Origin of the sequence: Dyella subtropica, from assembly GCF_026283965.1 — a bacterium.
Lineage (GTDB): Bacteria > Pseudomonadota > Gammaproteobacteria > Xanthomonadales > Rhodanobacteraceae > Dyella_D > Dyella_D subtropica.
The window spans coordinates 277727-298500 of record NZ_JAPDPD010000001.1 but is presented as its reverse complement, the minus strand read 5'-3'; the positions used below and the strand labels follow the sequence as shown (position 1 = coordinate 298500).

Here is a 20774-nt window from a genome sequence, read left to right as displayed (position 1 = left end):
TATAGCGGAATTGTCTCGCCCGGCAATGCCTGCGAAACAATGGATTCATGCCTGTGGGCCATCGCGCAACCATCGGCTTTATTCCTCCCGATAAGTGCAGGTCTTGGCTTCGCGGGCACCCTTTGGCTGCAAGGATTCAAACCGCTTGAACTGGAAAGCAAGGAACGACGCCACGCCATCGCTGCGCATCATTCCGCGCGAGCAGCATGTGATATCGCGCAAGAACATCAGCAAGGCTGCGTTGCGGGTGCTGTATCGCCTCAACGAAGCCGGTTACGCGGCCTACCTGGTGGGTGGGGCCGTGCGCGATCTACTGCTGGGCGGGCACCCCAAGGATTTCGACGTGGCCACCAATGCCACGCCGGAAGAGGTCAAGAAGCTCTTCCGCAATTGCCGCCTGATCGGCCGACGCTTCCGTCTGGCTCATGTGGTGTACGGGCCGGAGGTCATCGAGGTAGCGACGTTCCGCGGCACCGGTGAGGACGATGGCGAGGGCGACCGGCACATCGTGGACGGCCGTATCGTGCGCGACAACGTATGGGGCACCATCGAAGAAGATGCCGTGCGCCGCGACTTCCGTGTCAACGCCTTGTACTACGACATCAGCGACTTTTCCGTGCGCGACTATGTCGGCGGCATGCAGGACGTGGAAGATCGCGTGCTGCATTTGATCGGCGACCCTGCCACGCGCTATCGGGAGGACCCGGTGCGTATGCTGCGCGCTGCGCGCCTCGCCGCCAAACTCGGCTTCCGTATCGACACGGCTGCCTCGGCACCGTTCGAAGAGTTGGGGCCGCTGCTGCTGGATGCCGCGCCTGCGCGTCTGTTCGACGAATCGCTGAAGATGTTCCTGGGCGGTCATGGCCTCAAGAGCTTCCACATGCTCGAACAGTGCGGCCTGCTCAAATTCATATTCCCCGCCACGGCGCGTGCGCTCAAGCGCGGCGACCAGGCGCTGCGCGCCCTGGTCGAGCAGGGGCTGGCCAACACGGACGCGCGCGTCGTCGAAGGCAAGTCGGTGACGCCGGCATTCCTGTTCGCGGTGCTGCTGTGGGGCGAGGTGCGCGACCTGGCGCATGCCTGGATGGTCAAGGGCGTCGAGAGTACGCAGGCCTGGGAGCGTGCGGCGGCTCATGTCGTGGCCGAGCAGTGCCAGCGCGTAGCGATCCCGCGCCGTTTCACCATCACCATGGAAGAAATCTGGTCACTGCAGCCGCGCTTCGAGCAGGTGCAGCGCAAGCGTGTGTTCCGCCTGATGACGCATCCGCGTTTCCGTGCGGCCTTCGATTTCTTGCTGCTACGTGCCGCCGAATCGCCCGCCATCCGCGAGCTGGGTGCATGGTGGGAGCATGCCCAGCAATTGCCGCATGAAACGCTGGCCGCCGCGCTGTCCGGTTCGGGCGCCGTTCCCGATGCGCCGGTCGCTGCGTCGCCGAGCGCCAAGTCGCCACGCAAACGGCGCAAGCGCCGCAAGCCGAGCGGTAAATCGGGCGCTGCGTGAGTACGGCCTACATCGCGCTGGGCAGCAACCTGGGCGATTCACATCAGTACCTGATGGATGCCATCGAAGCGCTCGCGCGTCTACCGCAGACGCGCGTCGTGGCGCGTTCGCGCTTCTATCGCACGCCGCCGTGGGGTCTGCTGGATCAGCCACCTTTCGTCAATGCCGCCGTACAGATCGATACCGCTTTGCCGGCAGAGGCCTTGCTCGATGCTCTGCTGGCGATCGAGCGCGCGGCTGGACGCGTCCGCGACGGTGAGCGCTGGGGACCGCGAACACTCGATCTCGATCTGCTGTATATGGAGGGCGTGCTACTGAACGATGCGCGCCTGACACTGCCGCACCCGCGCATCGCCGAGCGGGCCTTTGTGCTGCTTCCGTTGCATGATCTTGCGCCCGAGCTAGTGATTCCTGGCCAGGGCAGGGTGGCTGAATTGTTGGCGGCTATCGATCACGGCGAGTGCGAGGCGCTGCCTTGAGCCCTTCAGGCCGCGCAACCGATAATCTTCGTCTGTCTTTTCCGTAAGGAACCCCCGTGTACGTCCAGAACGCCAGCGCTCCCGCCCGCAAGCCCGTCACCGTGCCGGGCCTGCGCACCATGAAGGCGGAGGGACGCCGTATCGTCATGCTCACGGCTTACGACTTCAGTTTCGCTTGGCAACTGGAGGCCGCGGGTATCGACATCGCGCTGGTCGGCGATTCGCTAGGCATGGTGGTGCAGGGACACAAGAGCACCTTGCCGGTGACACTGGATCACATGGTCTATCACACCGCCGCCGTGGCGCGCGGCTTGACGGCCACGTTGCTGGTGGCGGACCTGCCGTTCATGAGCGATCGCGATGTGCCGCATGTGCTCGAAGCCGGTGCTCGGCTGGTTGGCGAAGGTGGTGCTGCGATGGTCAAGATCGAAGGCGCCGATCCACACATTCTCGATGGCATCAGCGCGCTCACGGCGCGTGCCATTCCAGTGTGTGCGCATCTAGGTCTTACGCCGCAGTCGGTGCACAAGTTCGGCGGTTTCCGCATCCAGGGTCGTGAGCAGGAGGCTGCCGATCGCGTCGTGGCCGAAGCCAAGGCGGTGGAAGCCGCAGGTGCCGAATTGCTGGTGATGGAAGGCGTGCCGACGGCGCTCGGCGAGCGCGTGACCAAAGCCGTCAACATTCCCGTCATCGGCATCGGCGCCGGCCCCCATTGCGATGGCCAGGTGCTGGTACTGCAGGACATGCTTGGCATCACTCCGGGCAAGCGGCCCAAGTTCAGCAAGGATTTTCTGGCAGGACGCGACTCTGTTGCCGCGGCCATTGCCGCCTATGCCGAGGACGTGCGCAACGGCGCCTTCCCGGCTCCCGAACACTGCTTCAGCTGAGAAGAGACCTCATGCAGACCGTGCAAGATGCCGCCGCGTTGCGCGCCGCGATCCGCGGCTGGCGATCCAAGGGCGAAACGGTGGGTTTCGTGCCGACCATGGGCAACCTGCACGCCGGCCATCATTCGCTGATCAAGTTGGCGCGTGCGCGCACTGAGCGCGTCGTGGCCAGTGTGTTCGTCAATCCGACCCAGTTCGGGCCGAACGAGGATTTCGAGCGCTATCCGCGCACTCTGACTCAGGACCAGTCTGGCTTGGCCGAGCACGACTGCGACCTGCTGTTCGCACCCGACGTGTCGACGATCTACCCGTTCGGCGCAGCGGGCAGCGTGAGCCTGCATGTGCCGCAGCTCACCGAGACCCTGGAAGGGGCGCACCGGCCCGGTCACTTCGATGGCGTGGCCACCGTGGTGTGCAAGTTGTTCAACTTGGTCCAGCCGGACATAGCGGTGTTCGGGCAGAAGGATTTCCAGCAGCTCAAGGTGATCGAGCGCATGGTGCGCGACATGTCGCTGCCAGTGAAGATTGTGGGTGCCGCTACCCTGCGTGCGGACGACGGCCTGGCCCTGAGCTCCCGCAACCAGTACCTGTCGGTGGCCGAGCGCGCGCTTGCGCCGCAGATCTACGCCACCCTGCAACAAATGCGCGAACTGGTCGCCAAAGGGCACGCCTGGCGGGTGGTGGAACAGGCCGCCGCCGCCAAACTGGCTCGTGCTGGCTTCGAGCCGGATTACGCGGCCATCCGCCGCGCCGAGGACCTGGCCGAACCGGCCGATGGCGAGCGCGAAGGCTTGGTGGCGTTGATCGCGGCCCGCCTGGGAACGACGCGGTTGATTGACAACTTGCCGTTCGATTGAACCGCCCCCATGTGATGCCCGCCGACCGGCGTTGTTGCGGCGCAACGCCGGGGGTTTGATAATGGCCCGCTGCGCCATTGGTTTCCGCTGGAAGTGACGTCATGAATCTGAACATGCTCAAGGCCAAGATCCACCGTGCCACGGTGACTCATGCCGAGCTGCACTACGAAGGCTCAATCGCGATCGACGGCCTGCTGCTGGATGCCTCGGGCATCCGCGAGTACGAGCAGATCCACGCCTGGAACATCAACAACGGTAAGCGCTTTGTCACCTATGCGCTGCGCGCCGAAGAAGGCTCCGGCATCATTTCGGTGAACGGCAGTGCGGCGCACCGCGCGCAGCCCGGCGATCTGATCATCATCGCCGCCTTCGCGCAGCTCTCCGAAGCCGAGGCCGAGCAGTTCCAGCCGACTCTGGTCTACGTCGACGCCGACAATCGCATCTCGCACACCAACCGCTCGATTCCCAAGCAGATGGCCGCGGCCTGAGTCTCGTCAGCCGTAAAGGATGAATAGAGAGCATTCCTGCGGGAATGCGCTACTCATCCCTTGAATCTCGCTCTAAGATCGGGGCTCCGTTTCGCTACGTACGAGAGCCCATGTCGTCTCAGCGCAGTCCGTCCTTCCTGGCAGAACACGTCGAACGTCTCTCGCGCACCCACCTGCGCGAATTGCTGAGGGATACGGAACGCGGCAAGCGGCTGCGCCATCGGGTGGGGCCGATCCTGCTCGACCTCAGTCGACAGAAGCTCGACGGGGCTGCACTCGAAGCACTGGGTGCGCATGTCGAAGCGAGCGATTGGCAAGGCGCACGCGATGCGATGTTCGCTGGCGAGCCCATCAACACGTCCGAGAAGCGCGCCGTGCTGCACACGGCGCTGCGTGCCGGCGGATCGCATTTGTCATCGTCGTCGCCGCGCGAGGCGCGTCAGGAAATCGAACAGACCCTGCAGCGCATCGAGCGTCTGATCCAGGCGATCGATCGCGGCGAGGCGGCCAGTATGGGCTTGCCCGCCACGATTACCGATGTGGTCAATATCGGCATTGGCGGGTCCGACCTCGGCCCACGCCTGGCCGTACGCGCGCTGGCGCCATTCCATGTGCCGCACCTGCGTAGCCATTTTCTCACCAATGTGGATGGTCAGGTCGCGCATGAACTGATGCGTCAGCTAGACCCGAAGCGCACCTTGGTGATCGTGGTCTCCAAGACATTCACTACGCAGGAGACGCTGCTCAACGGCAACGTGCTTCGCGATTGGATTGCGCGTGCCTATGAAGGTGATGAGCGCGCCACAGCGCGCCACTTCATCGCGGTGAGCGCTAACACCGCCGAAGCGGAACGCTGGGGCGTGCCGGCGTCGAACGTCTACCCGATGTGGGATTTCGTCGGGGGGCGTTTCTCGCTGTGGTCGGCCGTGGGCCTGTCTCTTGCGCTGGCTATCGGCGTGGATCATTTTCGTGCCTTGCTGACGGGCGCGGCACGCATCGACGACCACTTCCGCAGTGCGCCGTGGCAGGAAAATCTGCCCGTGCTGCTCAGTCTGGTCGAATACTGGAATCGCAACGCCTTGGGCAGCACCAGCCGCGCCGTGGTGCCTTATGCGGATCTGCTGGGTGACCTCACTTCGTATCTGCAGCAGCTGGAAATGGAAAGCCTCGGCAAGCAGGTGACGCCACAGGGCATGCCGGTGGCACAGTCCACCTCGCCTGTGGTGTGGGGCAGCGTGGGTACCAATGCGCAGCACGCCTATTTCCAGTCGTTGCACCAGGGCACCGATGTGGTGCCGCTCGAATTCATTGGTGTGGTGCGGCCGGCGCATCCTCTGCGCAGCAACCACGATGCGCTGCTGTCGAATTTGTTGGCGCAAGCTGCGGCGTTGGCCTTGGGCAAGACCTTCGATGAAGCGCTGGCCGAGGCCAAGAGTGGCGATGAAAACGCCCGCCGCGTGCTGGCTGCGCAGCGTACGTTCCCGGGAAATCGTCCGAGCACCGTGATCCTGCTGGACTCGCTTACGCCGGAAAGCCTCGGCGCGTTGATCGCGCTGTACGAGCACAAGGTATTCATGCTCGGCCACCTGTGGGGCATCAATGCGTTCGATCAGTGGGGTGTCGAATTGGGCAAGGGCATTGCGAGGCAGATCCTGCCTGCACTGGACGGGCAGCTCGATGATCTGACGGTTTTCGACTCGGCCACCCGTGCGTTGATCGAGGAAATTCACCAGCGTCGCGAAGGCTAGGTGCGCTCCTACAAGGCAGCGTGCTGCTTGAGGGCCCAGGCCACGTGTTCGCGCACGATGGCCGATGGATGCTCGGCGCGTGCCTGCAATGCGGTGACTACTTCCATTGAATGGGGCGCGTTGCCCAGCGCCACGGCGATGTTGCGCAGCCAGCCTTCGTAACCGGTACGGCGGATCGCCATGCCTTCGGTGCGCTTGAGGAATTCCTCCTCGCTCCAGTCGAACAGTTCCACCAGTTTGGCACCGTCCAGGCTGTGGCGCGGTGCAAAGTCCGGCTCTGCGGCCTCCTGTGCGAACTTGTTCCAGGGGCAGATCAGCTGGCAGTCATCGCAGCCGAAGATGCGGTTGCCCATCGGCGCGCGCAGCTCTTCGGGAATGCTGCCCTTCAACTCGATCGTGAGATAGGAAATGCAGCGCCGCGCATCGAGCCGATAGGGCGCGATGATGGCCTGGGTTGGGCAGATGTCGATGCAGCGCCGACAACTGCCACAGTGCGCACTGGCCGGTTCGTCCACCGGTAGCGGCAGGTCGGTGTAAAGCTCGCCGAGGAAGAAGTAGGAGCCAGCACGGCGGTTGATCAGCACCGTGTGCTTGCCGATCCAGCCGAGGCCGGCATTGCGCCCCAGCGCTTTCTCCAGCACCGGTGCGGAATCGACATAGGCGCGATAACCGAAGTCGCCGACAGTGTCGTGGATGCGTTCGGCCAGTTTCTGCAGGCGGTTGCGCATGAGCTTGTGATAGTCGCGGCCGAGCGCGTAGCGCGCCACGTAGCCCGCGTCCGGATCGTCCAGCACCTCCCACGCATTGCGCGTGCCGGGCGGGATGTAATCCATGCGTACCGAGATCACGCGCAGCGTGCCGGGCTCCAATTCGGCTGGGCGGCTGCGTTTGGTGCCGTGACGGGCCATGTACTCCATGTCGCCATGATGGCCTTCGTCCAGCCAGCGCTGGAGATGCAGCTCGTCCTCGCCCAACTCAGTGCCGGCGATGCCCGCGTCGGCAAAGCCCAGCTCGCGCGCCCAGCGCTTGATGTCGCTGGCGAGCGCGGTGTAATCGCGGGACGGTGGGGCAAGCGTGGACATGCGCCTATTGTAGGCGCTGCGGGGATGGCGGCCCGTGGATGTCTCTTAGAGCCTGTTCACGATCTCCGCGTGGGCCACGCGGAGATCGTGAACAGGCTCTTATAATCGGCCGATGACTTCGCGCCCGCACTGCCACGATCTCTATACCGTCGACCAGGTGCGTGCGCTGGACCGGCGCGCTATCGACGTGCTCGGTATTCCCGGTTTCGAGCTGATGCAGCGCGCGGCTGTCGCGGCATTCGCTTATCTACAGCGCTGCTGGCCGAAGGCGCGGCGTATCGGGGTGTATTGCGGCCCGGGCAACAACGGTGGCGATGGCTTCCTGTTGGCGGCGCTGGCTTTGCAATCGGGATGGCAGGTCACTCTGTTCGCGTTGAGCGGCGATGCGCGTGGGGATGCCGCCAGCGCAAAAGAGCGTTTCGAGCGCGCCGGTGGGCATGTGCATCGCTGGGATGGGCAGACCGCCATTCCTGTGGCCGACGTGCATGTGGATGCCTTGTACGGCACCGGTTTGACGCGCGCGCCGGAAAGCGTCCCAGCCAGTCTGATCGAGCGACTGAATGCCAGCGGTGAACCGATACTGGCCCTGGACGTACCTTCCGGTTTGAATGCCGACACGGGTCAGTGCCCAGGCGTCGCGATAAGGGCCCATGCCACCATCACTTTCATTGCCCACAAGCGCGGTCTGCATACCGGCCGGGCGGCAGAGCAGGTGGGCGAGATGGAGCTGGATACGCTGACCTTACCTCAAGCGCTATGGCAGGACACCCAACCCGATGCGACGTTACTTGAAGCGCAGGCCATGCCGCCGCGAGCGCGACATGCGCATAAGGGCGACAACGGCCATGTGCTGGCGATAGGCGGCGATGTCGGTACTGCTGGCGCCATCCGGTTATGCGGCGAGGCCGCATTGCGCGCGGGCGCGGGCCTGGTCAGCGTGGCGACACGCGAATCGAACCTTATCGCGCTGAACAGTGCGCGCCCCGAATTGATGGCGCATGCCGTGGACGGCCCGCAAGCGCTTGGGTCTCTGCTCGACCGCGCTGACGTTCTCGCGTTGGGACCAGGATTGGGGCAGGCCGCCTGGGGGCACGCGCTGTGGCTGACCGCACTGGAGGCTGGCAAGCCATTGGTGCTGGATGCCGATGGGTTGAATTTATTGGCGAGGGAGCCACAGCGCTTCACGCAGGCCGCCATTCTCACGCCACATCCTGGCGAGGCGGCGCGCTTGCTTCACTCTACGGCGTCCGAAGTGGAGGCGGATCGCTTCGCCGCCGCACGAGCCCTGGCTGGTCGGTATGGCGCTATCGTCGTACTGAAGGGGGCAGGCAGCCTCATCGCCGATCCCGATGGGCGTCTAGCCGTCTGTCCATGGGGCAATCCCGGTATGGCGACAGGTGGCATGGGTGATGTGCTGACAGGTATCGTTGCGGCGTTGCTGGCCCAGGGTTGCTCACCTTGGCAGGCTGCTTGTCTTGGCGTGGGCTTGCATGCCCGAGCCGGTGATGCGGCTGCCGCGCTGGGTGAGCGAGGGCTGATGGCGAGCGATCTGTTGATGCCCTTGCGTCGATTGCTCAACGGACTGGACGCATGAGCCAACGCGATTGGGAGCTCGCCGACGAAGCCGCCACGGATGTCCTGGCGGCGCAGCTGGCGACTGTCCTTGACGAAGGGCTGGTGATCTACCTGCACGGCGATCTCGGCGCAGGCAAGACCAGTTTCGCTCGCGCGCTGCTACGTGCGCTGGGCGTAGGCGAACGCATCAAGAGCCCGACCTACAGTCTGGTGGAGTCGTACCAGGTGGGTGGCCGCGCGGCCTGGCACCTGGACCTCTATCGCATTGCCGATCCCGGTGAGCTGGAATGGCTTGGACTGGATGCGTTGTCCGATCCACAAGCGCTGGTGATGGTGGAGTGGCCGGAGCGGGGGGCGGGAGCGCTGCCGGCGGCCGATCTCGTGGTCGACCTGGCTTACGCCGGGTTGGGCCGCCGGGCATCGATCACCGCTCGCTCGCCTCGCGGGGTGCGCGCCTTGTCGCGCCTGCCGGAAAGCACGCTTCAGGGCGCTTCCAGGACCTAAGTGTCGGTCCATCATGAGATTTTTACTTCCGCCGAGCCTCATCGCAGAAGCCTTCCGATTGCGTGGCTTGCGACCGATAGCTGGATCCAGCCTGACAAAGAAGCTGCAGGTTATGGATATTCAAGGGAAAAGCACTTGCATTCAGAAAAGTGCTGCGCTTCAATGCCCGCCCATGAGGGGACATCCGATTCGATTCCGTCAGCTTTCCTGCCTGGCCGTGCTGGCCATGGCTCCTTTGTGCGCGGTAAACGCCGCCGATGTGAAGTCGGCACGTGTCTGGGCCGGCCCGGAATACACCCGCCTGGTGCTCGATGTTTCCGGACCGCTGGACTACAAGGTCCGCCAGGATGGCTCCCAGGTGATGATCGACATCGACCGCAGCGCCTTGGCCGGTGGCTTTGCCGCTCCGGGCGCGCAGGGGCTCTACAAAGGCCTGGAGAGCAGCCAGCAGGATGACCGGTTGCAGCTGGTGGCCAAGGTCGATGCTTCCAGCCACTACAAGAGCTTCTTGCTCAAGCCCGCGGCTGATTACGGCTACCGCCTGGTGGTGGATGTGTACCCGGGTGGTGGTGGCTCGTCCGCTGTCGCCAGTCGCGATACGGGTGACTCATCAGCCCTTGTTGCAGCCTCCGCCCCCACGGTAGCTGCCCCGGTAGCGAGCAAGACCTCGCCTACGCCAACCAAGAACAGCATCAAGAGCACCCAGAGCGGCATGGCGTCCACCCGCCAGGCAGCGGCGCTGCTCAATGGCGAGCGCAAGGTCGTCGTGGCGGTCGATGCCGGCCATGGTGGCGACGATCCGGGTGCGCACGGCCCGGGCGGCACGCTGGAAAAGAACGTCACGCTGGCCGTGGCGCGCGAGCTGGCCGACCAGATCAACAAGCAGCCCGGCATGAAGGCCGTGCTGACGCGCAGCGCCGATTTCTTCATTCCGCTGAAGCAGCGCTACCAGATTGCGCGCCAGAACAATGCGGACCTGTTCGTTTCGATCCATGCCGACGCCTTCGTCAATGGCGACGCCAAGGGTTCCTCGGTATGGGTGCTGTCACCGCGCGGCAAGTCCAGCGAGGCAGCACGCTGGTTGGCCGATCGCGAAAACCGCGCCGACCTGATCGGTGGCGTCTCGCTGGACGACAAAGACGACAGCCTTGCCGCCGTGCTGCTCGACCTGCAGCAGGGCTACGCCATGCAGGCCAGCGAATCGGTTGCTGGCAACGTGCTCAAGGCGTTGGGTAACCTCGGTCCCACGCATCGCGGCTATGTCGAGCGCGCCAACTTCGTGGTGCTGCGCTCGCCGGACGTACCTTCGATCCTGGTCGAGACCGCCTTCATCAGCAATCCGACCGAGGAGAGCAAGCTGAAGGATCCGACACATCAGGCGCGCCTCGCCGAGGCGGTGATGGGCGGTGTGCGCAATTACTTCGAATCCACGCCGCCGCCGGGTACCTGGTTCGCTGCCCAGGCGGCGCGCCGCAACGGCACCATGGTGGCGTCGACAAAGAACGACGATGACAGCGACACGACCTCGGCTGCGGCGAGCAAGGCGGTAGCGCAGGCAATGACTTCATCGCCCAAGGCATCGACGGACAGCTCGGCTCGCGCCGACGCCGATGTGCGCGATCTGCACCGGGTGACCCGTGGTGAGAGCCTGCGCAGCATCGCCCGCCAATACGGCGTGAGCGTGGATGCACTCAAGACGGCCAATCGGATCAATGCCGATGCGGTCCACGCCGGCATGGTGCTGACTATCCCGGCGAGTTAATCGTCGTCTCTTTGGGTTCTGCGAGCGCCGCCGTGAGGGCGGCGCTTCTGCTTTCGCCGCCCGGTGACAGGCTTTAAGCTTGCGCGATGCCCACCATTCGTCCGCTTTCCCCCGAACTCATCAACCAGATTGCCGCCGGTGAGGTGATTGAACGACCTTCTTCCGTGGTCAAGGAGCTGGTTGAGAACAGCCTGGATGCCGGCGCCACCCGCATCGAAGTGGATATCGAGCAGGGTGGCTCGCGATTGATCCGCGTACGCGACGATGGCGGTGGTATCGCGCAGGACGAATTGGAGCTGGCGGTGGCTTCGCATGCCACCAGCAAGATCGGCAGCTTCGACGATCTGGAGCATGTCGCCAGCATGGGGTTTCGTGGCGAGGCGCTGGCCTCGGTGTCGTCGGTGGCGCGCTTCGCGCTCACGTCGCGCGCCCGTGAGCAAGACACCGCATTCCGCATCGAAGTGGATGGCGGCAAGATGCAGGCCGCGCGTCCGGCGCAACATCCGCAAGGCACCAGCGTCGAAGTGCGCGATCTGTTTTATAACGTGCCGGCGCGGCGCAAATTTCTCCGCGCCGAACGCACCGAGTTCGCTCATATCGATGATCTGTTGAAGTCGCTGGCGCTGGCGCGCCGCTCGGTGGAGTTTCGCCTCAGCCACAACGGCAAGCCGGTGCGCATGCTCAAAGCGGCAAGGGACGAAGCCGCGGCATTGCAGCGCGTAGCGGAAGTGCTGGGCGACGATTTTCCGACGCAAAGCCTGCGTATCGATCACGCCGTGGCGGGCCTGCATCTATCGGGATGGGTTGGCTTGCCCACGGCCTCCCGTTCGCAGGCGGATTCGCAGTATTTCTACGTCAACGGCCGTCTGGTACGCGATCGTATCGTGGCGCATGCCGTTCGCCAGGCTTATGCCGATGTGCTGTTTCACGGTCGACATGCGGTCTTCGTGCTCTATCTCGAGCTGGACCCCGCCGGTGTCGACGTGAACGTGCATCCGGCCAAGCACGAGGTACGTTTTCGCGAGCAGCGGTTAGTACATGACTTCCTGTTCCGCACACTGCACGAGGCCTTGGCGCAGACGCGGGCAGGGCAAGTGGGTTTGCCGACGCATGAGGCCGTAGCGCCCGCGCCATCCATGCTGACCTACGCTGGCACGGCGCCGACCTCGACGCCTGCATGGTCGGGAAAGTTCAGTCAAAGTCGTCTCAGCCTGGGCGTGCGTGACGAGCCGCTCGCTGATTACGCGGCACTGCTTGGTGGCGAGCCACGCCAGGTATCGGAGCCGATCTACGCCGCCAACTCGGCCATGCCTCCGGCGCAGGACGACGAAGCGCCGCCGCTGGGGTTCGCCATCGCCCAGCTCAAGAGCATCTACATCCTGGCCGAGAATGCGCATGGCCTGGTGCTGGTGGATATGCACGCAGCCCACGAGCGCATCACTTACGAAAAGCTCAAGGCTGGCCGCGCCTGCAGCAACCTCCGTTCGCAGATGATGCTGGTGCCCTTGAACGTGGCGGTGAGCGCGAAGGAAGCCGCCGCGGCGGAAGAGCATGCCGATGCGCTGGCCGAATGGGGGCTGGAGTTGTCGCGTAGTGGCCCCTCAGGCGTGGTGGTACGCCGGATTCCCGCTTTGCTGGAAGGCGCGGATGTGGGCCAGCTATGCCGCGACGTACTGGCCGAACTGGCGCTGCACGGCAGCTCACGCCGCCTGCAGGAGCTGGAGAACGAGCTGCTGTCGACCATGGCTTGCCATGGTTCGGTGCGTGCCGGCAGACGCCTCACCGTGCCTGAGATGAATGCCTTGCTGCGCGAGATGGAAGCCACGGAGCGCTCCGGTCAGTGCAATCACGGTCGTCCGACCTGGACCCAGCTGAGTCTGGGTGAGCTGGACAAATTGTTCCTGCGCGGGCGCTAAGTGACCTGCCCTTGCGATAGCGACAAATAGACGGCCATACTCGACTTCAGTCTCCGACGGGTCCATGCCATGTTGCATCGCGCCGCTCTTGTTGTTGCCTTGAGTCTTGGAGTTATCACTGTGCAAGCCGAAACCGTCCACGCCGCCACGCCTGGCGACTATCCGCACGAAATTCAGCAGTGGCGCGACAAGCGCACCGCCAATCTCACTTCGCCAACGGGTTGGCTGAGCCTGATTGGGTTGGAATGGCTGCACGAAGGCGACAATCGCGTGGGTAGTGCCGCCGATAACGACATCGTGCTCAAAGCCGGTCCAGCCCACTTGGGCGTGGTCCATCTGGACAAGGATGGCGCGATGCATATCGCGTTGGCCGCCGACAGTGGCGCAACCATCGACGGCAAATCCGTGAGCGAGGCTGTACTGGTCGATGATCAACATGCCGGCGAATCCACGCCGACCACGGTCGCCTTCGGTACCGCCAACTTCTACGTGATCGACCGTGACGGTCGCAAAGGCCTGCGCGTGAAGGACAGCGCCGCGGAAACGCGTGCGCACTTCCTCGGCATCGACTATTTCGCGGTCGATCCGTCGTGGCGCATCGTGGCCGACTGGGTGCCGTTCGATCCGCCGCACAAACTGGAGATCGGCTCGGTGATCGGCACTATCGACAAGGTCGACGTGCCGGGCAAAGCCGTGTTCAAGCGCAACGGCCATACGTTCGAGTTGCTGCCGTATCAGGAAGAGCCGGGCGGCGAGCTGTTCTTCGTGTTGGCCGATCGCACCTCGGGCAAGGAAACCTATGGCGCCGCGCGTTTCCTGTATGCGGCGTTGCCCAAGGACGGCAAGGTCGTGCTCGACTTCAACAAGGCCTATAACCCGCCTTGTGCCTTTACCGGGTTTGCCACCTGCCCACTTGCGCCGCCGGAAAACCGGCTGGATGTGGCCATCACCGCGGGCGAAAAGAAGTATCGCGGCGAGCACTGACAGAACAGTGGAGAGAGGTGAGGAGTGAGAGGCGAGAGGGGCGCGGCCGCGCTTTCTCTCTTTTCTCACTCCTCACTACTGTTTTCTCGCGCTACCTTCAGCGCCCTTTGAACTCCGCCTTGCGCTTCTCCAGAAACGCCGTGGTGCCTTCGCGCATGTCCTCAGTGGAGAAGGCGAGGGCGAAGGCCTGGGTTTCGAACTCCAGGCCCTGGTCGATGGTGGTCTCGCCGCCTTGCAACACAGCATCGAGGATGCCTGCAGCGGCCAGCGGTGCGGCGGCGGCCAGTTGATCGGCCAGCGCATTGACGGTGTCGTCTAGCGCTTCGGGGGCGGTCACGCGAGTGACTACACCCAGCTCATAGGCCCGTTGGGCGCTGATCGTCGCGCCGGTAAGGCACAGCTCAAGTGCGGCACTGCGGCCGGCCAGGCGCAGCAGGCGCTGGGTGCCGCCAAAGCCTGGAATCAGGCCGAGGTTGATTTCCGGCTGGCCGAATTTGGCTTTCTCGCTGGCCACCCGCAGATGGCAGGCCATTGCCAGCTCCATGCCGCCGCCAAGGGCGAAGCCCTGGATGCGTGCGATCACCGGCTTGCCCAGGCGCTCGATCGAACTCATCAGGCGTTGACCGGCGCGAGAAAAGCCCTGGGCCTGCACCGGTGTGTAGCCATTCATTTCGCTGATATCGGCACCGGCCACGAAGGCCTTCTCCCCCGCGCCGGCCAGTACGACCACGCGCACGGCGTCGTCCTGCGCGGCCTGGGCGAAGGCCAGGGTGAGTTCGTTGAGGGTGTCGCGATTCAATGCGTTGAGCTTGTCCGGGCGGTTCACCGTGATGGTGCGCACCGCGCCGCGGTTGCCGATGTCCAAGTTGCGATAAGCCATGACAGGTTCCAGCGGAATCAAAGGGTGCATGGTACCAGCGGGAACCTTTGTGGCTCCCGGCGATCTCAGCCACGGTACGCCGGTGCGGTCGGCATCAATGCACGATCCCGGCAAACCCCTTAGGATGTCCCGGCTCGCGCACCGCGATGGAGGAAAGGCATGACACGACTGCGTTGGTTGGCCCTGGGCATGATGCTGCTTGGTACGGCGGCTGCACATGCGCAGAGTCGCGACACGACGTCCGATGCGCAGGCAAACAAGCTGGACAAGAGCAAGCTGTCCTACGCGATCGGCTACCAGATAGGTAGCCAGTTCGCCAACGGCGATCCTGACGTGGACCTTGCCACCATACAGCGCGCGATCCAGGACGCCTACACCAAGCGTCGCCCGGCCGTGCCCATGCAGGACATGCATGAGCAGCTGCGCCGGCTCGACAAGCATATGCACGACAAGGCGGTAGACGAGTTCCAGCGCGTGGCGTCCGCCAACGCATCCAAGAGTGCGGACTATATGTCCCGCAATCGACAGAAGCCGGGCGTGGTGCAGCTGCCCTCCGGCATCCAGTACCAAGTGCTCAAGCAGGGTGACGGCAAGGACCAACCCAGCGTCAACAGCACGGTGACGGTGAACTTCCGCGCCATGCTGATCGATGGCACCGAGTTCGACAGCTCGTGGGCGCACGGCTCGCCGGTCAGCTTCATCGTCAACAACAAGGTCATTCCCGGTTGGCAGGACGTGATCCAGCGCATGCATACCGGCGACCGGTGGCGCGTGGTGATTCCACCGGCACTGGCTTATGGCGAACGCGGCGACCTGCCGCGCATCGGCCCCAACGAGGCGCTGGTGTTCGAGATCGAGTTGCTTGAGATCAAGCAGTGACCTAGTACTGCTGCCCAGCCGCATCGGTTGGGCTAGCATGTCGGGTTGATGACGAACGATTCCGCCCCCGTCCCCGTCGCACCCTTGAGTCCCTGCATCGGCATCTGCCGGCTGGACGGGCGCGGCTATTGCATCGGTTGCTTGCGCACTGGCGATGAGATCGCCCGTTGGCGTGGCATGAACGACGCTGAGCGTTTGCGCTACATGCGAGAGGTCCTGCCGGCGCGCAAGGTGTCGTGATGAACGATCCGCTGTCCGCACTGCTATCAGCCGTACGCCCCTTATCGGCGCCACCGGAAGGGCCGGGCTGGAACCACACCGAGATGGCCGAGCTGATAGGCAACACGCCGCGCCGTCCCGCCGCCGTGCTATTGGGTTGGCGTGAAGGCGTTCAGCCGCGGCTGGTACTCACCGTGCGCACGGACAACCTGCAAGCACATGCCGGCCAGGTGGCCTTCCCCGGCGGGCGCACCGACCCTGAAGACGCGGATGCGATCGCTACTGCGCTGCGCGAAAGCGAGGAAGAGATAGGACTCGATCGCGCGCTGGTGACACCGGTGGGTTTCCTCGATTGTTTCGAAACCATCAGCGGTTACTGCATTACGCCGGTGGTAGCGCGCATCGCGTCAGGCGCCCAGCTGTATCCGGCTCCGGCGGAAGTGGCCGAAGTGTTCGAGGTGCCGCTGGGCTTCTTCCTCGATCCCGCCAATATGCGCCGCTACACGATGGAATTCCGCGGCCATCGCCGCGAGATGGTGGAATTCGTGCACGGCGGCCATCGCATCTGGGGCGCTACGGCCGCCATGTTGTTCAACCTGCTACAGAGAATGGGGCGGACATGAGCTTGCATACGACCTTGATTAGCGCGACGGCCCTGGCGGCCTTGCCTGCGCAGGAGGTGTTGATCGTCGACTGCCGTTTCGAGCTGGCGGTTGCTGGAGGGGACACGGGCAAGGGCGAACAGGATTACCGTGCGGGACATATTCCAGGCGCGGTCTATGCGCATCTGGATCGCGATTTGTCGGATCTGTCGCGCCAGGCGGAGGGCCTCGGCCGTCACCCGTTGCCGCTGGAGCAGGCGTTCTCAGCTGTGTTGTCCCGCTTGGGCTGGCGGCCCGGCCTGCAGGTCGTGTGTTACGACGCTGCCGGCGGCGCGCTCGCTGCCGCGCGTTTATGGTGGCTGCTGCGATTGGTAGGGGTACGGGAGGCCGCGGTGCTCGATGGCGGCATCCAGGCATGGCAGGTCGCGGGCTTGCCGCTGGAAGCGGGCGAGGTGCAGCGACCGGCGACATCCGTGTCCCTGCGGTACGACCCTGCGCAATTCATCACCGATCACCAGACAGTGTTCGAGCAACCGGGGCAGCTGTTGATCGATGCGCGTGCCGCACCGCGCTATCGCGGCGAGGTCGAGCCGATCGATCGGGTCGGCGGCCATGTTCCAGGTGCGGCGAACCGCCCGTACTCCGACAACCTGGATGCGCAAGGGCGTTTTAAGCCCGCCGATGAACTGCGCCGTGAATTTATCGCCGTGCTCGGTGCGTTCACGCCACCGCAGGTGGTGCACATGTGCGGCTCCGGCGTAACGGCCTGCCACAACTTGCTGGCGATGGAATACGCAGGATTGAGCGGCTCGCGTTTGTACGCGCCGTCATGGAGCGGCTGGGTCAGCGATCCGGCGCGGCCAGTCGAGAAGGTCTGAGATCGGGAGCGCCATAGGAGCGCACCCTGTGCGCTCCTATGGCGCTTGCCCTGACTTACTTCTTCTTGAGTCGTGCCACCAGCTGTTGCAGCACGGTTTGTGTTTCCTCGGTGAAGAACGCGTCGACGAACTGATCGAGTGGCAAGGCGTCCGGATCGGCCCAGACGGTGGTGAGATCGGCGCGGGCGAGGCTGCGGGTGGTCTGCATTGCGCGTGGTGGCAGGGCGATCAGCTCATGGAGCCAGTGCAAGGCGCGCGTGGTGACTTGGTCGACCGCCGTCAGCTCATCCACAAAACCGTAGGCCAGGGCTTGCTGCGACTCGATCATCGCTCCGGCTATCAATAGGCGTTCGGCGCGATAGGTGCCCACGACACGGCGCAATGCAAGCTGGATGCAGTCTGGTACGATCAGGCCCACCTGCACCTCATTGAGACCGATGCGGAACGGACCCTCCGCCATCACGCGGTAATCACAGAACAGCGACAGCACCGCGCCACCCGCCGGGCTGTGCCCGGTGATCGCGGCGACCACCGGCACGGGTGACATCGCAATGGCAGAACATGTGCCGAAGAATTCGCGCCAATACACGCGCACGCCGTTGCGGTCCTGCCCCATCAGCGCAGGAACGTCCACACCCGCGGAGAACATCCCTGGCGCACCAGAAAGCACAATGCCGCGCGCACCGTCTTTCACCGCTTGGCTGATGGCACCCTGGATGGCTTGCAGCAGTTCCAGATTCAGCGCATTGACTGGCGGCCGCGCCAGGTTGATCTCGGTGATCGCATCGTGGGTGACGAGGTTGAGCATGGCGGCGGCCTGTAGGAGGGTCAAAGAATGCCCGCGAGCGTACCAAACTCGCGGGCATGCGCAGCGCCCTGCTACTCATTTCTCACCCGCTTATTGCGGTTGCTCCGCCTCGCCCCAGCGATAGCGCACCGCATAGTCCAAAGTGGCCTTGCCGTCTGCCGGCACGTCGATGCGGAACTCGAGTAGGTCGGGCTTCTGCTCGCTCGGCTTGCTGGAAGAGGAGAGCAGTGTCCATTCGCGCCAGCGATTGGGATGTTCGCGCACGGTCACCGTGCGGGCGGTATCGCCAGCATTGGTCAGGGTGATGCGGAAGGCTTCGTCCATCGATCGGCCAGCCTTGTCCAGTTTGAACTCGGTGCGCTCGCGCGTGGCACGTAAGTCGAACGCCGTGCCCAGCGTGATGTTGGCGTCGCTACCTTTGGGCGTATCGGCGATGCGGCCTTCGCCGATGAACTGCGGCGTGCCGTTGCGATCGGCGGTGAGCACGCGCAAGTAGCCGGCCGGCAGGCTGTCGAAAGCACGCAGGCGCAGCGAGCTGGTGATGGTGCTGCCGCCGCCTTGGTTGAAATCGCGGTTGATCATGGGCTGCGGCGGCAGCCAGTTGCCGCCGGTTTCATACACCAGCGTGCGTTCGCAATCGATGCTGCGGGTGGCATACAGCGGCACTTGGCTGACGCTGCCGTCAGGCAGGTCGACCGCGCCGGGCAGGGTGTAAGTGCGGTAGTCGGCCAGGGTGGATTGCTGCGGCATCTCAGCGCTGTCTGCCTTGGCGCGGTAAGCAACACCCGCCATCATCGGGCGCGGTGCGGAAGCCTTGGCAAACTGAGGCTCGCCAGCGACAAGCATCAACTGCGTGTTGCTCCAGTCCCGGCCGCTGCGATTGGCAATGCTGGCGCGCGATTCGAATTGCAGCTTGCAGCTATTCCCTGACGACAGTGTTCCAACATAGGCCGCACGCCAGCCCAATCCCGCCGTGGGGTAGCTCAAGGTGGCTTTCGCCGTGCCGGCGCGACCTGCGTCCACACGCATTTCAAGACTGGAGCCCGTATTGAAGTTGCCGCGAGCGCGCACGGCGGCGTACTCGCGAATCAGGCTGGTGTTGCCGGCGGCGTCGCTGACCAGCAAGCCATTGCCCGCACGCAGTAAGGTACCGCTGGCTAGCGGCTGGCCGCTGTTGCCGATCACTTCAATGGGTTGCCCAACCAGACTGCCCAGCGCGGCATCCTGGCCCTGACCCAATCGCAGTCGTTGCGACAACACTTTCGCCGCATCGCCTTCCACACTAAGCGCGAGCGCTTCGGTGTCGAGATAGGCGGGCAAGCCGCCAAGGCTGAGGTCCTGCACGCCGGATTTCAGTTCCAGGCGGCGCGGCTCGCGTGCCACGGCATAACCGGCATTCACATGGGCGCCATCGCCAGCGTTGAACAGGGAGGCATGGTCGCTGCGGTACACCGTCAGTTCGGTGCGGTCGCTGGAGGGTGTAGCGCCAGCCGTGGTGGTGGCGATGGCGGCAGCGCAAGCGATGGCAAGGGTACTCAAGGAAATATGGCGCACGGGCGAACTCCTTTCATGGGTCGCTGCCGATCTTACGCATCTCGTATGAAGGCTTGGCATCCGGGCCATGGCAAGAGCTAACCCCGAAATGGCCGAGCGCCGTTCCAGCCTGCTGGCTTGGATGCCACATCGGGATCTAATGCGTCTGGAAATAGCCTCGCAGTTTCTCGACCTGGTTGGTTTGCGTAAGGCCGAGTGCCAGCAAGATCCGGGCTTTCTGTGGGCTGAAGTCTTCGCCGGAGATCAAGCCTGCATCGCGCAGATACTGTCGATGCGCAACGCGGCCCAACGGCGCGCGAGTGCATTGCACAACGGCGATACCGTGGCCGATGGCCGTTTCCAGGGCCTGCTTTTCCGCCCGAGTCGACAGGCCCGGAGCAAGCCCGGCTGAAACGATGCCCTTCGCACCTTTGGCCAAGGCGGCTTCGATGAACGTTTCATCGGCGCCTACGTAGGAATAGACGATGTCCACGCGCGGCAGCTGCGTGTGGTCGGGCAGCGTGTTGAACGCGCCGAGCGGTGCATGCCGCTGGCCGGCGCTGCGGTAGTAGTGAATGCCGTCGGGATCGACTGTGCCCAGTACGCCGAAGTCCATCGAGCGGAACGTGTCGAGCCGCAGGGTAGAGACCTTGATCACGTCGCGCGCGGCGTGAATCCCATCGTTGAAGACCACCAGCACGCCACGCTCGCGTGACGAAGCATCGGCAGCGACGCGGATCGCGCTGATCAGGTTCATCGGTGCATCGGAACCCACCGCACTGATGGGGCGCTGCGAGCCGGTCAGCACCGTGGTCTGCGGCATATCGAGGGTCAGGTTGAGGAAGAAGGCTGTTTCTTCCAACGTGGCCGTGCCATGCAGGATCACAAAGCCAGCCAGGTCAGGCTGTTCGCGCGACAGCTGCCGTAGCGTGGCGCGAAGTTCGAACCAGTCCGCCGCGGTGAGGTTGTTGCTTCCCACGGAGCGGAAGGGCACGGCGACCAGCTCCGCTACCGTGCTCGCTTCCGGCACGCGTTCCAGAATCTGTTCGACGCTGAGCTTGGTCCCGTGCTCGGGATAGTCCATCAAGTCCAGGCTGGAGGTGCCCAGCGACGCGATGGTGCCGCCGCAGCCGATGACGGCGACTTTCGGTCGCGGAGAAGTCTTCACCATGGGGTTTCCATCTCCTGGCGT

The 20774-nt window shown here is 64.2% G+C and carries 18 protein-coding genes and 1 pseudogene; 14 read left to right on the top strand and 5 right to left on the bottom strand.

The features are described from left to right. The first annotated feature begins 145 nt into the window (after window positions 1-145). From pcnB to pgi, 6 genes are all read left to right on the top strand, one after another. On the top strand, window positions 146-1501 hold the full coding sequence (pcnB, locus tag OUZ45_RS01255; protein ID WP_266168056.1) for a polynucleotide adenylyltransferase PcnB: 1356 nt from the start codon (window positions 146-148) through the stop codon (window positions 1499-1501). Next, window positions 1498-1980: a 2-amino-4-hydroxy-6-hydroxymethyldihydropteridine diphosphokinase gene (folK, locus tag OUZ45_RS01250; protein WP_266168055.1), complete on the top strand. Its 483-nt coding sequence runs from the start codon at window positions 1498-1500 to the stop codon at window positions 1978-1980. The genes pcnB and folK overlap by 4 nt, the downstream gene beginning before the upstream one ends. A gap of 56 nt (window positions 1981-2036) precedes the next feature. After that, on the top strand, window positions 2037-2867 hold the full coding sequence (gene panB, locus OUZ45_RS01245; RefSeq protein WP_266168054.1) for a 3-methyl-2-oxobutanoate hydroxymethyltransferase: 831 nt from the start codon (window positions 2037-2039) through the stop codon (window positions 2865-2867). Window positions 2868-2878: 11 nt separating this feature from the next. Then, window positions 2879-3724 (top strand): pantoate--beta-alanine ligase, encoded by an 846-nt coding sequence (gene panC, locus OUZ45_RS01240; protein ID WP_266168053.1) that lies wholly within the window; start codon window positions 2879-2881, stop codon window positions 3722-3724. Window positions 3725-3825: 101 nt separating this feature from the next. After that, entirely contained in the window at window positions 3826-4212 is a 387-nt protein-coding gene (panD, locus tag OUZ45_RS01235) for an aspartate 1-decarboxylase (protein ID WP_266168052.1), read from the top strand. Between the two features lie 110 nt (window positions 4213-4322). Then, the gene (pgi, locus tag OUZ45_RS01230; protein ID WP_266168051.1) at window positions 4323-5960 is read left to right on the top strand and encodes a glucose-6-phosphate isomerase; all 1638 of its coding nucleotides are present in this window, start codon (window positions 4323-4325) and stop codon (window positions 5958-5960) included. An 8-nt stretch (window positions 5961-5968) separates the two neighbouring features. Here the strand turns inward: pgi and queG are convergent, their stop codons facing one another. Further along, entirely contained in the window at window positions 5969-7042 is a 1074-nt protein-coding gene (gene queG, locus OUZ45_RS01225) for a tRNA epoxyqueuosine(34) reductase QueG (protein ID WP_266168050.1), read from the bottom strand. Window positions 7043-7154: 112 nt separating this feature from the next. On the opposite strand from queG, the gene OUZ45_RS01220 reads away from it, so the two are divergent. The 5 genes from OUZ45_RS01220 (at window position 7155) to OUZ45_RS01200 (ending at window position 13783) form a co-directional block, all read left to right on the top strand. Then, window positions 7155-8636 (top strand): NAD(P)H-hydrate dehydratase, encoded by a 1482-nt coding sequence (locus OUZ45_RS01220; RefSeq protein WP_266168049.1) that lies wholly within the window; start codon window positions 7155-7157, stop codon window positions 8634-8636. Further along, window positions 8633-9121, top strand: coding sequence for a tRNA (adenosine(37)-N6)-threonylcarbamoyltransferase complex ATPase subunit type 1 TsaE (gene tsaE / locus OUZ45_RS01215; RefSeq protein ID WP_266168048.1), 489 nt, complete (start codon window positions 8633-8635; stop codon window positions 9119-9121). The genes OUZ45_RS01220 and tsaE overlap by 4 nt, the downstream gene beginning before the upstream one ends. Before the next feature lie 172 nt (window positions 9122-9293). Continuing rightward, a complete protein-coding gene (locus tag OUZ45_RS01210) occupies window positions 9294-10883 on the top strand; it encodes an N-acetylmuramoyl-L-alanine amidase (protein ID WP_266168047.1) in 1590 nt (529 codons plus the stop codon). Between the two features lie 86 nt (window positions 10884-10969). Beyond that, window positions 10970-12799: a DNA mismatch repair endonuclease MutL gene (gene mutL / locus OUZ45_RS01205; RefSeq protein ID WP_266168046.1), complete on the top strand. Its 1830-nt coding sequence runs from the start codon at window positions 10970-10972 to the stop codon at window positions 12797-12799. Window positions 12800-12868: 69 nt separating this feature from the next. Continuing rightward, window positions 12869-13783 (top strand): DUF1684 domain-containing protein, encoded by a 915-nt coding sequence (locus OUZ45_RS01200; RefSeq protein WP_266168045.1) that lies wholly within the window; start codon window positions 12869-12871, stop codon window positions 13781-13783. 97 nt (window positions 13784-13880) lie between these two features. On the opposite strand, the gene OUZ45_RS01195 is transcribed toward OUZ45_RS01200, so the two are convergent. Next, window positions 13881-14663: an enoyl-CoA hydratase-related protein gene (locus OUZ45_RS01195; RefSeq protein ID WP_266168044.1), complete on the bottom strand. Its 783-nt coding sequence runs from the start codon at window positions 14661-14663 to the stop codon at window positions 13881-13883. A 159-nt stretch (window positions 14664-14822) separates the two neighbouring features. Here OUZ45_RS01195 and bamJ point away from each other — a divergent pair, with 159 nt between their 5' ends. The 3 genes and pseudogenes from bamJ to OUZ45_RS01175 all read left to right on the top strand — a co-directional run bounded on the left by bamJ (window position 14823) and on the right by OUZ45_RS01175 (window position 17241). Beyond that, window positions 14823-15542 (top strand): BamJ family beta-barrel-assembly machinery protein, encoded by a 720-nt coding sequence (bamJ, locus tag OUZ45_RS01190; protein ID WP_266168043.1) that lies wholly within the window; start codon window positions 14823-14825, stop codon window positions 15540-15542. A gap of 48 nt (window positions 15543-15590) precedes the next feature. Further along, window positions 15591-16384, top strand: a pseudogene (locus OUZ45_RS01180) (NUDIX hydrolase). Continuing rightward, window positions 16381-17241 carry a sulfurtransferase gene (locus OUZ45_RS01175; RefSeq protein WP_266168040.1) on the top strand — a complete coding sequence of 287 codons (861 nt, stop codon included), beginning with the start codon at window positions 16381-16383 and terminating at the stop codon, window positions 17239-17241. Before OUZ45_RS01180 ends, OUZ45_RS01175 begins: the two are co-directional and overlap by 4 nt. 55 nt (window positions 17242-17296) lie before the next feature. Here OUZ45_RS01175 and OUZ45_RS01170 read toward each other — a convergent pair whose 3' ends face one another. From OUZ45_RS01170 to OUZ45_RS01160, 3 genes are all read right to left on the bottom strand, one after another. Then, window positions 17297-18049 (bottom strand): enoyl-CoA hydratase/isomerase family protein, encoded by a 753-nt coding sequence (locus tag OUZ45_RS01170; RefSeq protein ID WP_266168039.1) that lies wholly within the window; start codon window positions 18047-18049, stop codon window positions 17297-17299. Window positions 18050-18139: 90 nt separating this feature from the next. Then, the gene (locus OUZ45_RS01165; protein ID WP_266168038.1) at window positions 18140-19603 is read right to left on the bottom strand and encodes a DUF4139 domain-containing protein; all 1464 of its coding nucleotides are present in this window, start codon (window positions 19601-19603) and stop codon (window positions 18140-18142) included. A 136-nt stretch (window positions 19604-19739) separates the two neighbouring features. Continuing rightward, window positions 19740-20753: an asparaginase gene (locus tag OUZ45_RS01160; protein WP_266168037.1), complete on the bottom strand. Its 1014-nt coding sequence runs from the start codon at window positions 20751-20753 to the stop codon at window positions 19740-19742. Window positions 20754-20774: the final 21 nt, after the last annotated feature.